Consider the following 12217-nt stretch of genomic DNA (forward strand, 5'->3'; position numbering starts at 1 on the left):
TTTCTTCCAAATCAGCAAAAACCTCTTCTATATATAGACGCGCCCCCATCCTATGCGCAGTATATTGCCCACTCCCATAACAACAGTCTGCTTTTGCCTGGATGCCGCCCTGTAATGAATGAACAACCTCGCTCCCTAGCCTCCATGTTGTTTCCGGTAGGCCTGCTCATGATAGCCATGGCATCCATCCAGTCTGGCGCCTCCCTGGCCAAAAGCATGTTCCCGATTATCGGCGCACAAGGCACCACCACGCTGCGCCTGATCTTTGCCAGCGTGATCATGCTGCTATTGCTCCGGCCATGGCGCGCAAAGCTGACCGCCAAGTCTCTTCGTACCGTGATTGTCTATGGCATGGCATTGGGCGGGATGAACTTCCTCTTTTATATGTCTCTGCGCACGGTGCCGCTGGGCATCGCCGTTGCGCTGGAATTTACAGGCCCTTTGGCCGTGGCTATATATGCTTCTCGCCGCGCCATCGACTTTCTGTGGATCGCACTCGCGGCCGCGGGCTTGCTGCTGCTGATACCCACCGGCGCAACTACCGTCGGCATTGACCTGGTCGGTGCAGGATACGCATTGGGCGCTGGCGTCTGCTGGGCGCTGTATATCTTGTTCGGACAGAAAGCCGGCGCCGACAACGGAGTGACTACGGCTGCGTTGGGCGTGATGATCGCCGCGTTGTTCGTAGCGCCGATCGGTATCGTCCATGCCGGCGCTGCGCTGCTTACACCCTCACTGATTCCCGTCGCTATCGGGGTCGCCATTCTGTCCACCGCCCTGCCCTACACCCTGGAAATGGTTGCCCTGACGCGAATGCCCGCGCGCACCTTCGGCACACTCATGAGTATCGAACCCGCGTTCGGCGCGCTATCGGGCCTGCTTTTTCTGCAGGAATACCTTTCATTGTCACAATGGCTGGCCATCCTGTGCATTATTCTGGCCTCCGTGGGCGCAACGATGACCATGGGCAGCGGAGCAAAGCCTGCTGTCGCGGCAGACTGAAGCGTAATGAAAAGTGGCTCTGGTAATTGGCGCTTATTTAGGCCATGTTTAGCTTCGTAACCCATCGCCAGGCATGGATTTTTTCGCAAAGGGACGGCACAACGCTGCAAACGCGAGCGAATACAGGCAGACCCGAGCACAAGACTCGCGGCCGCTATTAAGGATGGTAATGAAACGAATTTTGCTATTGATCGCCCTGCTGGCGATCGCAAGTTGCGCAGCGACCTCGGAAACCCAGGTCAAGCGCGGCAAGAAGGGGCTGCATATCAACTGTTCCGGGCTTTCATCCTCATGGGACAAGTGCTACACCAGCGCCGCCAACTCCTGCGCTCCCAAGGGATACAAGGTGATCGCCAAATCCGGGGATGCCGTGGAAGAGCCTGGCGATTACCCGTTCGGCTTGAACCCGGCCGGTTATACCAGCCGCAGCATGATCGTCATCTGCAAATAACTACTCGGCTCGCGGGGAAGCGAGCTGACGGGTGATTTGCTCATGGCTCGAGCGCAATACCGTACGCTGCACGTCCGGTGTTGCCAGCATCCGCGCGACCACCAACGCGCCAACGCATTGCGAAAGCACCGACCAGGCCAGGCTTTCACTTTCCAGTATCTGCGCCCAGCCTTGCTGGAGACGACAGATCCATTCTTCAGCCTGCTCACGCACCTGCACATCGGCACGCGCGATCTCTGCACCCAATGTCGGCAGCGCGCAGCCGGACTCGGGTTGCTCGACGTGGGCCATGCTCAGATACTGCTTCAGACAACGCTCCAGCCGCTGCCGATCTGCACCGCCCTGCCCACCAAGACGCTCAAGACTTTCACTCAACTCTCGCTCGACGATGGCAGCAAACAACCCATCCTTTGAGGAAAAGTGGCTGTAGAACGCTGCGCCACTCAAACCAATAGCCTTCATCAGACCATCCACGCCCACCGTGGAAAACCCCGATTTCTTTGCCGAAAGCGCGCTGCTTTGCAGCAAGCGTTCGCGGGTTTCCGATTTGTGTCCGGCTGAATAACGCATGTCCTCTCCTGAAATAGATCGCCTTGACGCTGCCCGAATCCTAGCATAACGTTCGTTAACTAAACGATCGTTAACCCAAAGGGATTCGCCCATGAATAACAAGAAGGTCGTATTGGTTGTCGGTGCGGGCGATGCCACTGGCGGCGCGATTGCCAAGCGTTTTGCCAATGAAGGATTCATTGCCTGCGTGACCCGGCGCAGCGCCGACAAACTGCAGCCACTGGTCGACGCCATAGTCGCTGAAGGCGGTGAGGCTCATGGTTTTGCCTGCGATGCGCGCAAGGAAGAAGACGTCGTCGCTCTGATCGAAGACATCGAAACCCGCGTCGGTCCGATCGAGGCCTTTGTCTTCAACATCGGCGCCAACGTGCCATGCAGCATTCTCGAAGAAACCGCACGCAAGTATTTCAAGATCTGGGAGATGGCCTGTTTCTCCGGGTTTCTCAATGCCCGTGAAGTGGCCAAGCGCATGGTGACCCGGCAGCGCGGCACGATTCTGTTTACCGGTGCCACCGCCGGACTGCGCGGTGCTTCCGGATTCGCCGCTTTCGCTGGCGCCAAACACGGTATCCGCGCACTGGCCCAAAGCATGGCGAGGGAACTGGGACCGATGAACATCCATGTCGCCCATGTCGTAGTGGACGGTGCGATCGACACCGACTTCATCCGCAACAGCTTTCCCGAAAAATACGCGACCAAGGATCAGGACGGCATTCTCGATCCAGAGCACATCGCTGAGAACTACTGGTATCTGCACAGCCAGCCACGGGATGCATGGACGTTCGAGCTGGATCTGCGACCATGGAACGAACGCTGGTAAGCCCTTACTCATTACAACAATAAGAGAGCAACCTGATCATGACGAAAACAGTGGAGTTTTACTTCGACCTCGGCAGCCCCACCACCTATCTGGCATACACGCAGTTGCCGAAGATTTGCGCGCAAACCCGAAGCGACCTGATCTACATCCCGATGCTGTTGGGAGGCGTGTTCAAAGCCACCGGTAACGCTTCGCCGGCAGTGATTCCGGCCAAGGGCCGCTACATGTTTCAAGACCTAGACCGATTTGCCAAACGCTATGGCGTCCAGCTCAAATTCAATCCGCACTTTCCGATCAACACGCTGACGTTGATGCGTGCCGTCACTGGCATGCAGATGCACCAGCCGCAGCGTTTCGCGGAGTTCGTCGATTGTCTGTTCAGGGCGCTTTGGGTAGAAGGCCGTAACCTCAACGACCCGCAAGCCACTGCCGCCGTGCTCACTGAAAACGGCTTCGATCCCCAAGAGATAATGGCGTTGACCAACGATGAATCAGTAAAAGCTGCACTCAAGGAAAACACCGAAGCCGCCATCAGGCGCGGCGTTTTCGGTGCCCCCAGCATGTTCATCGGCGATCAGCTCTTCTTCGGTCAGGATCGACTCGACTTCGTAGAAGAGGCATTGCGCCAGGATTGAAGCCAAGCCCAAGGCACCGCGAGCAGTGCCTTGGTTAAATCGATCAAATGGCCACAGTACGCTCGTTCAGCCAGCTCAGCGCCGCACCATCCAGCAATGGGCTCAGACGCTCACGCACTTCACTGTGATAAGCATTGAGCCATTGCTTCTCCTCCTGAGTCAGCAGGTCGGCAATCAGGCAACGGGTATCGATCGGGCACAACGTCAGGGTTTCGAACTTGAGGAAGTCGCCGAATTCGCTGCTGCCGGCCTCGCGGTTCATCGCCAGGTTCTCGATGCGCACGCCCCAACGGCCCGGGCGATAAGTGCCGGGTTCGATCGAGGTAATCATCCCCGGCTGCATCGCCGTTTGCGGCGCCGGCGCTGCCTGATAGGCAATCACCTGCGGGCCTTCGTGAACGTTGAGGAAATAGCCCACGCCGTGACCGGTGCCGTGACCGTAGTCGACGTTTTCAGCCCAGATCGGCGCACGGGCAATGGCGTCGAGCAGCGGCGACAGAATGCCTTTCGGGAACCGTGCCCGCGACAGGGCAATCACGCCTTTCAACACACGCGTGCAATCCTGCTTCTGCTCTTGGGTCGGCGTACCCACCGGGACCATGCGGGTGATGTCTGTGGTACCGCCGAGGTATTGGCCACCGGAGTCGATGAGCAACAGACCATCACCCTCCATCACCGCGTGCTCTTCTTCCGTAGCGTGATAGTGCGGCATCGCGCCATTGGCATTGAACGCGGCGATGGTGTTGAAACTCAGCGAAACATAATCCGGGCGACGTTCGCGAGCGGCGGTGAGTTTCTCGTCAATGGTCAGCTCGGTGATGCGCTCGCGACCCCACGCCGATTCCAGCCAGGCGAAGAATTCGCACAATGCCGCGCCATCCTGCTCCATCGCTTTGCGGATGTGCTGAGCATCGGCTTCGCTTTTCTGCGATTTGGCCAGCGTGGTCGGGTTCAGGCCTTCGACCAGTTTCACGCCACTGTCCAGATGCTCCAGCAAACCTGTGGTTACTCGCGCCGGATCGACCAGCAGGCTCGCACCGCTCGGCACAGCACGCAATGCATCGGCCACTTCGCTGTAGTCACGCAGCGTCACGCCGTCCTGCTCGAGCACGCCGCGCAGATCAGCATCGACCTTGCTCAGCGCCACAAATAGCGTGGCCTGCTGTTGATTGATCAAAGCAAACGAAACAAACACAGGATTGAAGGAGACATCACCGCCGCGCAGGTTGAACAGCCAGGCGATGTCATCCAGGGTGGCGATGAAATGCCAATCGGCGCCACGCTCTTGCAAGGTCTCGCGCAGTTTCGCCAGTTTCTCGCCACGGCTGATAGTCGCTTGCGGCGGCAGATGCTGATATATCGGCGCGTTCGGCAGGCTTGGGCGATCACGCCAGACTTCCTGCAACAAGTCGATATCGGTGCGCAAACGCGCGCCGCGTGCTTCGAGCTTGCTACCCAGTGTGCGCGCCGAAGCCACCGCCATTACTGCACCATCCACTGCAACCACGCCGCCCTCGGGGGTTTGCTCCGCCAGCCAGTCCAGCGGGCTCGGCTGCCCCGGTTGCAGCTTGACCAGTTCGATGCCGCTGCCGTCGAGCTCTTTGGTCGCCTGTTCCCAGTAACGACTGTCGGCCCATACACCCGCGAAATCGGCAGTGACAATCAGCGTACCGACCGAACCGTGGAAACCCGACAACCATTGCCGGCCCTGCCAGTAACCCGGCAAATATTCCGACAGATGCGGGTCGGCGGACGGCACCAGCAGCGCATGGATGCCTTCGCGGCGCATCAGTTCACGGGTATGCGCCAGGCGCTGAGGCACCGATCCTTCGGTCAAGGTGTGGGAACTCATCATGTCTCCTGCTAATCGCGTCATCGTTATTGTGAGTAGCCTTCTCGGCCATGGAAAGCGCCAGCTGTTTAAAGCCCTGTCGCCCAGAATGCCGGGGCACTGGCGCAGGCGGTTCTGATCAGTTCGACGGCCTTGTCGACATCCGCGACGGTGGTGAACCGCCCGAGGCTCAGGCGAACAGTGCGCCCCGCCAGCCGCTCATCATGCCCGAGCGCGAGCAGCACGTGGGACGGCGCATTGCTTGCGGAATTACACGCCGACGTCGCGGAAAACGCGATCGAATGGCTCAACGCAGCACTGTTGAACTCGCCCTCGCTGAAGGTCAGGCTCAGGGTGTGCGGAATACGTTGCGAGGCACTGCCATTGAGGCGCACACCCGGCAGACTCAAAAGCTGTTCGAGCAAACGCTCGCGCAAAGCGACGATGGATTTTTTCTCTTCATCGAATGCGTCGGCGGCCAGAGCGAATGCTGCGCCCATACCGGCAATCTGATGAGTCGCCAGGGTTCCGGAGCGCAACCCACCTTCGTGGCCGCCGCCATGGATCTGCGCCTGCAAGCGTTGCTGCGCGTGCGGGCCGACATACAAGGCACCGATGCCCTTGGGGCCGTAGAGTTTGTGTGCGGAAAACGACATCAGATCGACCGGCCAGCGGCTCAGATCGATCGGGACTTTGCCGGCGCCCTGCGCGGCATCGACATGAAACAGCGCCTGCCGACTACGCACCACCTCGCCAATCGCCTCGACATCGTTGACCGTGCCCAGCTCGTTATTCACCAGCATCAGCGACACCAGAAACGTGTCGTCACGGATGGCTTCGCTGACCGCTTGCGGCGTGATCAAGCCTTCGGCGTCTGGCACCAGATAAGTCACGGCAATGCCCGAATCCTGCAATTGCCGGGCGGTGTCGAGAATGGCCTTGTGTTCGATCTGACTGGTAATCATGTGGCCGCCAGAAACGCCACGGGCCTGGGCGACGCCTTTGAGGGCGAGGTTGTTCGACTCGGTGGCACCGGAGGTCCAGACGATCTGCTCAGGCTGCGCGCCGACCAGATCGGCGACTTGCCGGCGCGCCTGCTCGACCGTCTGCCGGGCCTGCTGGCCGAAGGCGTGGGAGCTGGAAGCCGGGTTACCGAAGTTACCGTGAAAACCCAGACATTCGGTCATCACCCTGATGACCCGCTCGTCCACCGGGGTGGTGGCTGCGTAATCGAAATACAACGGACGTGTGTTCATAAAGGACTCGCAGAGCGTGTTCCGGGATCAGGAGGCTCGTGTCTGCAAACGACGATGCACAGCCTCGTGAGCTGTGCATGGGTTCGAGAGCGTCATCAATACCTGATCGGATGCCGTTAAAGAAGTAGGGCTTCATTTAAAAGTGCGTAGGAACGCTCCTGAAACCGAGCTTAACAGGCATCGGGCCGACGATTGAAGCAATGCGTCAGTGAAAGCTTTCGAGAAGTAACGGATACAGCGAGATCACGAGCAACGCCGCCATGCCCCAATTGAACACGCGCAACCAGCGCGGATCCTTGAGCACATTGCGCAACAGCGTGCCGCACGCTGCCCACAGGCCAACACTTGGGAGGTTGATGATGGCGAATACCGCCGCGATGACCACGACGTTGTAGAAATAGCCCTGCATCGGCGTGTACGTGCTGATGGCGCCGATGGCCATGATCCACGCCTTGGGATTGACCCACTGAAACGCCGCGGCGCCCAGATAACTGATCGGTTTCGCCTCGCCGTCGGCACCGTCGCCGACCGGGCCGGAGTGGGCGATCTTCCACGCCAGGTACAGCAAATAGGCGGCGCCGACATAACGCAGCACCGTATAAAGAATCGGGTAGGCCTGAAACACCGCACCAAGGCCGAAGCCCACCGCCACCACCAACAGAAAAAACCCGCAACTGATGCCGAGCATGTGCGGAATGGTGCGGTTGAAGCCGAAATTCACTCCGGATGCCAACAACATGGTGTTGTTCGGCCCCGGTGTGATCGAGGTGACAAGAGCAAACAGGGCAAAGCCCAACAGCAGATCAAGCGAGAGGTTCATCGAGGCAGTCCATCCAGGGTCATTCAGGTGTTGACCCTATCCCACGCCGCCCGGCAAACCCACGGACAGTTAGGGAAAACTTCAAGCAGTACAGTTTGCTTTCAGCTAGGACGTCCGTGCAGCTGTATGGCACGTTCGGCGCTCATCTCACCCTGTTGATCAAAGCCGAAAGTCTTTTGCGGCTGGCCGAGCAACTGGGCTTTTTTCGCGTGGTATTCGTCGAACGACAGGCCGCTGCGGTTCAGCGCTTCCAGTGCCAATTCGCGGGATTCTTCAGCGGTGTAAGGGCGCAGCTCCGGCGAAACATGGCTGGCACAGCCGGCGAGTACGGAAACAGCGAGCATCAGCGAAACAGTCAGTAAACGATTCATGGGAGCGTCCTGGCGAGCAATGTGGGGTCGATGGAGAAAGGCTACGCCCGGGCACGCTCGCGCAGAAATCAACGCTCTCAATAGTGGCTATCAGGTTTGCACTAATACGGGCTAACCCGGCAGACGGCAATGCAGCGCATCGTCGTGGCTGCGGGCAATGCTGCTGTGCACCTGGAACGAATTGAACGTCACGGTTTTCGCCCGATGAGTGCGGATCAGTTGCCAGAAATCCTGCTCACCGTTTTCGAAACTGTGAAACGCCGCCTCCCCCGCCTCGCGGCTTTGCCATTGCAGAAAGCTCAACACACGGCGGCCGTCGTCGCTGGCTTGCACGCTGGCACTGAGAAACCCGTCATAACGCTGAGCCAGACGCTCGGTCTGCGTCGCCAGTGCCGAGACCAGCGCCGCTTGCTGACGGGGTTCGATTTCGAATTCGATCAATTGGGTAAAGCTGCGATTGCTCATGGAAAGCCCCCACTCATCTTGAAGCGAGCCTTGCGACCCGAAGAGCTGCAGGGTAAAACCTCTAGTTAAGTCAAGGTCAAGAGCATTTTCTCCATGATCAGCAAAGACCAGGTGCATAAACCCCTCACCGTCGGGGAAGTGGCGGCGCGCAGTGGCGTCGCGGTCACGGCGCTGCATTTTTACGAAGCCAAAGGTTTGATCAAGAGCGAACGCAATGCCGGCAATCAGCGCCGCTATCCGCGCTCCGTGTTGCGCCGGGTGGCATTGATCAAAGTCGCGCAACGGCTGGGGATACCGCTGGCGGAGATCGGCGAAGCGCTGAAGATCCTGCCGCAGAATCGCGCGCCGTCGGCGGCGGACTGGAAAATGCTGTCTGAACAGTGGCAGCGCGAGCTCGACGAACGGATCAGACAACTCACGCTAATGCGCGATCAGCTCACCGGGTGCATCGGCTGCGGCTGTCTGTCCATGGAGGCGTGTCCATTGCGCAATAAGGGTGACGTGCTAGGTGACCGAGGCCCAGGCCCGCACTTTCGCGATGCGTGATGCGCGCTGCTCGTCGGCAGAAAACCTGCGCTGCGAGGACGGTTCTATAGTGATTGCTCCGGACAAATCCGGAGCAACCCCATCTGTTGAAAACAAAAACAGGGAGAACGTCATGAGCGTCAAACCCATTCCTGAGGGGTATCACAGCATTACCCCGTATCTCGGCATCCAACAGGCCGCCGAGGCCATCGATTTCTACAAGAAAGCCTTCAATGCCAGCGAAGTCATGCGTCTGACCATGCCCGACGGCAATATCGGCCATGCCGAGCTGCGCATCGGCGACAGCGCGATCATGCTCGGCACGCCTTGCGATCAAGGGCCGTTGAGCAATCCGCAGCAGGCGGTTTCGATCGGTTTGCACCTGTACGTGCCCGATGTCGACCAGTCCTTTCGACAAGCGCTGGATGCCGGTGCGCAAAGTGTCTCCGAGGTCAAAGACCAGTTTTACGGTGATCGCAGCGGCACCTTGAGAGATCCGTTCGGCCATTTATGGTTTCTCGCCACCCACAAGGAAGACCTGAGCGAAGAGCAGATTCGCCAACGAGCGATGGAAATGTTCAACCAAAACTGACGACTTGTTGCCCGGACCGACCGCCAAAACGCACTACTGATGTAATTGCGAAACATTTGCTTTCATATCCGCTTTCGGGATTTTCTTCGCTCATACGTCTTATAGGAATGCAGGCCGTTCGCGTAGGCAAAAGCCACGAACGGCCTTCCGGGGAGTTCCGTGCTGCGAAGCCCGTAGCCTGGCCCCTTCCACCGCTATCAAGACGCGCAATCATGTCGAAGAAATCCCGTTCCAAACTGTGGTTCCTGGTGCATAGCTGGCTGGCGTTGCCGATCTGGTTCTTTGTACTGATCGTCTGTGTCACCGGTACGCTGGCGGTGGTCAGCCAGGAAATCGTCTGGCTGGCCAATCCGCAAATGCGCGCCAGTCAGCCGTCGGACGACGCGCCGCGACTGAGCTACGACCAGATTCTTGCCGCGATCAAACAAGCCGAGCCGCAAACCCTGGTGCAGAGCATCAACCGCCCGGACGAATCGCACTTCGCCCTCGATGTCGAAGTCAGCTACCCCGACGGGCGCTCGTTGACGGTCTACGTCAATCCGTACACCGGCGTCATTCAGGGCACCGCACCGGCCTTCGACTTCAAGGCGTTCACCCGCGCCCTGCACGGCTGGTGGCTGGTGCCGTTCACCAACGGCTACAGCTGGGGCTGGTATCTGGTGTCATTGCTCGGCGTGCCGATGCTGGTTTCGCTGATTACCGGGCTGGTGGTCTACAAGCGCTTCTGGAAAGGTTTTCTGCGCCCGACCCTGCGCGTACGCCATGGCGCGCGGATCTTCTGGGGCGACTTCCATCGCCTGTGCGGAATCTGGTCGATCTGGTTCATCGCGGTGATTTCCATCACCGGCATCTGGTTCCTGATCAAGGCGATCCTGTTCGATAACCAGATTTCCATTTCCAGCGAACCGATCATCCCGGCAATGTCCCGCGAAAGTGTGCCGATCTCCGCCGCCGGCACCCCGCCGCCGCGGATCAGCCTGGACCGCGCCATCGAAATCGCCCAGCAGAAAATTCCGGGGCTGGAAGCCAGTTACGTCAACCTGCCGGGCAATGCCTACTCGCACATGAGCGTCAGCGGTCGCGGCTGGTATCCGCTGATGTACCAGACCGCGACGCTCAATCCGTACAACGGCGAAATGGCTTCATCACGCTTGCTGTCCGACCGCTCCTCGCTGGAATTCGTCACCGAATCCATGCGCCCGCTGCACACCGGTGACTTCGGCGGTATCTGGATCAAGTTGATCTGGTTCTTCTTCGGTCTGTTGCTGAGCATGATGATCCTCAGCGGCCTGCTGATCTGGACCAAGCGCACCGCGCTGGCCACCGCCAATGCGCTGAAACGCGAGGACAAGAAAAACCGCGTCACCGCCCAACCGGCGCTGCGCCGTGAACCTTCGGAGGCCAGCCTGTGAACAAAGCCATCTCGGTCACACCGCCGTCTCGCCTGTCGCGTTTCTGGCACAAGTGGCGCTTCCACATCAACGTTTTGCTGTTGCTGATCCCGCTGGGCTTCATGCCAAAATACTTTGCCGACGCCTCGCTGTTTCGCGGCGACAGTGGCCTGGGCCAACGGGAAATAGGCACCGTTCAGGTCGGCCCGTGGAGCCTGCGTCTGGCTGAGCTGCGCGAAGAGGCGCCGCACCTGAGCGGCCCGGCCGGCTATATGAAGGATTTCACTGCTGCCGTCTGTGATACCTGCGTCGAGCAGGTCAAGGCCACTTACTTGCGTATCGGCAAACCGCGCAGTCTGCGCGCCGCCGGCACCATCTTCTTCGGCACCCCGTATCGCATGGGCACGCAGATGCCGATCCCGGCAAAGACCAAACCTGACGCCGAGCTGTGGATCACCATGGAAGGCTGGGACGGCAGCATGCACCAGGCCGCGATACCCCTGAGCCAAGCCTCCCCCGCCACGGTTGCGTGGCTGAACAGACAAGGAGCCAAACCATGACTCGCTCACAACTAAACCCCCGCTTGCTGGCAAGTGCCGCGCTGCTGGTGCTGAGCGCCGGTTTCAGTGCCGGCGCCCTGGCGCACAACCCGATGTGCGAATGCAAAGCCATCGATGCCGAACAGATCAAATGCACCGGCGGTTTCTCCGATGGCAGCGGCGCGCCGGGCGTGACGCTCGACGTGATCGGCTACGACGAAACCATTTTGGTGCCGGGCAAACTGGGTGATGACTCGACCCTGACATTCAAGAAACCCGGCAGCGAGTTCTATGTGTTGTTCGACGCCGGCCCCGGCCATGTCGTGGAAATCGACCAGGCGGATATCGAAGCGCCATGAGTAGCCCGACAACTCAAGTGGTACGCCCGGCTGGCGCCGGCCATGAAACCCTCAATGTGCTGCTGTTGTGCCTGCTGATCCTCGCGGTCGCCGGCTCGGTGGTGGCATGGCGCGGGGTTTCCCATGAACCGGAGCCCGTCGCGAGCAACCAGTACGATGCCCGTCGCGACCTCAGCGCCGCCGAGCAAGGCATCTATGCCGACCTGCGGGTGACCCTCGACGAAATCCGCTTGCTGCGCGAAGAGCAAAAAGCCCTGCCGACGCCACAGGTGCTGGCCGAAGAGGGTTTCGCGCCGTTCGCCCAGGATGCCAGTTCGGTCAGCCGCGGCGGTCATGCGTGGCAGATGCTCGCCGACCGCGCCTACTTCGGTCGCAGCGCCACGCCTGATGTCGCCGGTTCTTTTCTGATGCGTGTCGGTGCCGATGCCAACGCTGCGCCGGACATCTGGCTGAACCGCAGCGCCGACCTCGCGTCTGCGCAGGATCTGTCCGACGCCGCGCTCTCCGCCGCTGGCTGGAAACAGATCGTCGCGCAATTCGATGCCGGGGTTACCCGCGAACATCGCCATTGATTCCTCGCCTTTATCCGA

The 12217-nt window shown here is 59.6% G+C and carries 16 protein-coding genes; 10 read left to right on the top strand and 6 right to left on the bottom strand.

The features are described from left to right. The first annotated feature begins 114 nt into the window (after positions 1 to 114). Together rhtA and J2Y90_RS23530 are read left to right on the top strand one after the other, a co-directional pair. Positions 115 to 1002: a threonine/homoserine exporter RhtA gene (rhtA, locus tag J2Y90_RS23525; RefSeq protein WP_253503878.1), complete on the top strand. Its 888-nt coding sequence runs from the start codon at positions 115 to 117 to the stop codon at positions 1000 to 1002. A 169-nt stretch (positions 1003 to 1171) separates the two neighbouring features. Beyond that, on the top strand, positions 1172 to 1453 hold the full coding sequence (locus J2Y90_RS23530) for a hypothetical protein (protein WP_039759777.1): 282 nt from the start codon (positions 1172 to 1174) through the stop codon (positions 1451 to 1453). On the opposite strand, the gene J2Y90_RS23535 is transcribed toward J2Y90_RS23530, so the two are convergent. Next, positions 1454 to 2023: a TetR/AcrR family transcriptional regulator gene (locus J2Y90_RS23535; protein ID WP_253503881.1), complete on the bottom strand. Its 570-nt coding sequence runs from the start codon at positions 2021 to 2023 to the stop codon at positions 1454 to 1456. 91 nt (positions 2024 to 2114) lie between these two features. Here J2Y90_RS23535 and J2Y90_RS23540 point away from each other — a divergent pair, with 91 nt between their 5' ends. Together J2Y90_RS23540 and J2Y90_RS23545 are read left to right on the top strand one after the other, a co-directional pair. Next, complete coding sequence (locus tag J2Y90_RS23540) at positions 2115 to 2843, top strand: SDR family oxidoreductase (protein WP_253503883.1); 729 nt, start codon at positions 2115 to 2117, stop codon at positions 2841 to 2843. Between the two features lie 38 nt (positions 2844 to 2881). Continuing rightward, complete coding sequence (locus tag J2Y90_RS23545; protein WP_253503886.1) at positions 2882 to 3478, top strand: 2-hydroxychromene-2-carboxylate isomerase; 597 nt, start codon at positions 2882 to 2884, stop codon at positions 3476 to 3478. 43 nt (positions 3479 to 3521) lie between these two features. On the opposite strand, the gene J2Y90_RS23550 is transcribed toward J2Y90_RS23545, so the two are convergent. The 5 genes from J2Y90_RS23550 to J2Y90_RS23570 all read right to left on the bottom strand — a co-directional run bounded on the left by J2Y90_RS23550 (position 3522) and on the right by J2Y90_RS23570 (position 8221). Beyond that, positions 3522 to 5330: an aminopeptidase P family protein gene (locus J2Y90_RS23550; RefSeq protein ID WP_253503889.1), complete on the bottom strand. Its 1809-nt coding sequence runs from the start codon at positions 5328 to 5330 to the stop codon at positions 3522 to 3524. A gap of 68 nt (positions 5331 to 5398) precedes the next feature. After that, positions 5399 to 6565 (bottom strand): aminotransferase class V-fold PLP-dependent enzyme, encoded by a 1167-nt coding sequence (locus tag J2Y90_RS23555; RefSeq protein WP_253503892.1) that lies wholly within the window; start codon positions 6563 to 6565, stop codon positions 5399 to 5401. 205 nt (positions 6566 to 6770) lie between these two features. Beyond that, positions 6771 to 7385 carry a LysE family translocator gene (locus tag J2Y90_RS23560; RefSeq protein ID WP_123419086.1) on the bottom strand — a complete coding sequence of 205 codons (615 nt, stop codon included), beginning with the start codon at positions 7383 to 7385 and terminating at the stop codon, positions 6771 to 6773. Between the two features lie 101 nt (positions 7386 to 7486). Beyond that, the gene (locus J2Y90_RS23565) at positions 7487 to 7756 is read right to left on the bottom strand and encodes a hypothetical protein (RefSeq protein WP_056788593.1); all 270 of its coding nucleotides are present in this window, start codon (positions 7754 to 7756) and stop codon (positions 7487 to 7489) included. A gap of 111 nt (positions 7757 to 7867) precedes the next feature. Then, positions 7868 to 8221 carry an antibiotic biosynthesis monooxygenase gene (locus J2Y90_RS23570; RefSeq protein WP_253503895.1) on the bottom strand — a complete coding sequence of 118 codons (354 nt, stop codon included), beginning with the start codon at positions 8219 to 8221 and terminating at the stop codon, positions 7868 to 7870. 93 nt (positions 8222 to 8314) lie between these two features. On the opposite strand from J2Y90_RS23570, the gene soxR reads away from it, so the two are divergent. The 6 genes from soxR to J2Y90_RS23600 all read left to right on the top strand — a co-directional run bounded on the left by soxR (position 8315) and on the right by J2Y90_RS23600 (position 12199). Next, positions 8315 to 8767 (top strand): redox-sensitive transcriptional activator SoxR, encoded by a 453-nt coding sequence (gene soxR, locus J2Y90_RS23575; protein WP_253503898.1) that lies wholly within the window; start codon positions 8315 to 8317, stop codon positions 8765 to 8767. Positions 8768 to 8879: 112 nt separating this feature from the next. Then, positions 8880 to 9338, top strand: coding sequence for a VOC family protein (locus J2Y90_RS23580; RefSeq protein ID WP_253503901.1), 459 nt, complete (start codon positions 8880 to 8882; stop codon positions 9336 to 9338). 212 nt (positions 9339 to 9550) lie between these two features. After that, entirely contained in the window at positions 9551 to 10750 is a 1200-nt protein-coding gene (locus J2Y90_RS23585; protein WP_016770800.1) for a PepSY-associated TM helix domain-containing protein, read from the top strand. Further along, complete coding sequence (locus tag J2Y90_RS23590; protein WP_253503904.1) at positions 10747 to 11289, top strand: thiamine pyrophosphate-binding protein; 543 nt, start codon at positions 10747 to 10749, stop codon at positions 11287 to 11289. Before J2Y90_RS23585 ends, J2Y90_RS23590 begins: the two co-directional genes overlap by 4 nt. After that, positions 11286 to 11627 carry a hypothetical protein gene (locus J2Y90_RS23595; RefSeq protein WP_253503907.1) on the top strand — a complete coding sequence of 114 codons (342 nt, stop codon included), beginning with the start codon at positions 11286 to 11288 and terminating at the stop codon, positions 11625 to 11627. Before J2Y90_RS23590 ends, J2Y90_RS23595 begins: the two co-directional genes overlap by 4 nt. Then, positions 11624 to 12199 carry a DUF6162 family protein gene (locus J2Y90_RS23600; protein WP_253503910.1) on the top strand — a complete coding sequence of 192 codons (576 nt, stop codon included), beginning with the start codon at positions 11624 to 11626 and terminating at the stop codon, positions 12197 to 12199. The genes J2Y90_RS23595 and J2Y90_RS23600 overlap by 4 nt, the downstream gene beginning before the upstream one ends. The last annotated feature ends 18 nt before the right edge of the window (positions 12200 to 12217 follow it).

Origin of the sequence: Pseudomonas koreensis, assembly GCF_024169245.1 — a bacterium.
Lineage (GTDB): Bacteria > Pseudomonadota > Gammaproteobacteria > Pseudomonadales > Pseudomonadaceae > Aquipseudomonas > Aquipseudomonas koreensis_F.

What these genes read in the sequence shown, in the direction of transcription:
- rhtA (WP_253503878.1), top strand. Translation starts at nt 115, where the DNA reads ATGAATGAACAACCTCGCTCCCTAGCCTCCATGTTGTTTCCGGTAGGC.
- J2Y90_RS23530 (WP_039759777.1), top strand. Translation starts at nt 1,172, where the DNA reads ATGAAACGAATTTTGCTATTGATCGCCCTGCTGGCGATCGCAAGTTGC.
- J2Y90_RS23535 (WP_253503881.1), bottom strand. Translation starts at nt 2,023, where the DNA reads ATGCGTTATTCAGCCGGACACAAATCGGAAACCCGCGAACGCTTGCTG.
- J2Y90_RS23540 (WP_253503883.1), top strand. Translation starts at nt 2,115, where the DNA reads ATGAATAACAAGAAGGTCGTATTGGTTGTCGGTGCGGGCGATGCCACT.
- J2Y90_RS23545 (WP_253503886.1), top strand. Translation starts at nt 2,882, where the DNA reads ATGACGAAAACAGTGGAGTTTTACTTCGACCTCGGCAGCCCCACCACC.
- J2Y90_RS23550 (WP_253503889.1), bottom strand. Translation starts at nt 5,330, where the DNA reads ATGAGTTCCCACACCTTGACCGAAGGATCGGTGCCTCAGCGCCTGGCG.
- J2Y90_RS23555 (WP_253503892.1), bottom strand. Translation starts at nt 6,565, where the DNA reads ATGAACACACGTCCGTTGTATTTCGATTACGCAGCCACCACCCCGGTG.
- J2Y90_RS23560 (WP_123419086.1), bottom strand. Translation starts at nt 7,385, where the DNA reads ATGAACCTCTCGCTTGATCTGCTGTTGGGCTTTGCCCTGTTTGCTCTT.
- J2Y90_RS23565 (WP_056788593.1), bottom strand. Translation starts at nt 7,756, where the DNA reads ATGAATCGTTTACTGACTGTTTCGCTGATGCTCGCTGTTTCCGTACTC.
- J2Y90_RS23570 (WP_253503895.1), bottom strand. Translation starts at nt 8,221, where the DNA reads ATGAGCAATCGCAGCTTTACCCAATTGATCGAATTCGAAATCGAACCC.
- soxR (WP_253503898.1), top strand. Translation starts at nt 8,315, where the DNA reads ATGATCAGCAAAGACCAGGTGCATAAACCCCTCACCGTCGGGGAAGTG.
- J2Y90_RS23580 (WP_253503901.1), top strand. Translation starts at nt 8,880, where the DNA reads ATGAGCGTCAAACCCATTCCTGAGGGGTATCACAGCATTACCCCGTAT.
- J2Y90_RS23585 (WP_016770800.1), top strand. Translation starts at nt 9,551, where the DNA reads ATGTCGAAGAAATCCCGTTCCAAACTGTGGTTCCTGGTGCATAGCTGG.
- J2Y90_RS23595 (WP_253503907.1), top strand. Translation starts at nt 11,286, where the DNA reads ATGACTCGCTCACAACTAAACCCCCGCTTGCTGGCAAGTGCCGCGCTG.
- J2Y90_RS23600 (WP_253503910.1), top strand. Translation starts at nt 11,624, where the DNA reads ATGAGTAGCCCGACAACTCAAGTGGTACGCCCGGCTGGCGCCGGCCAT.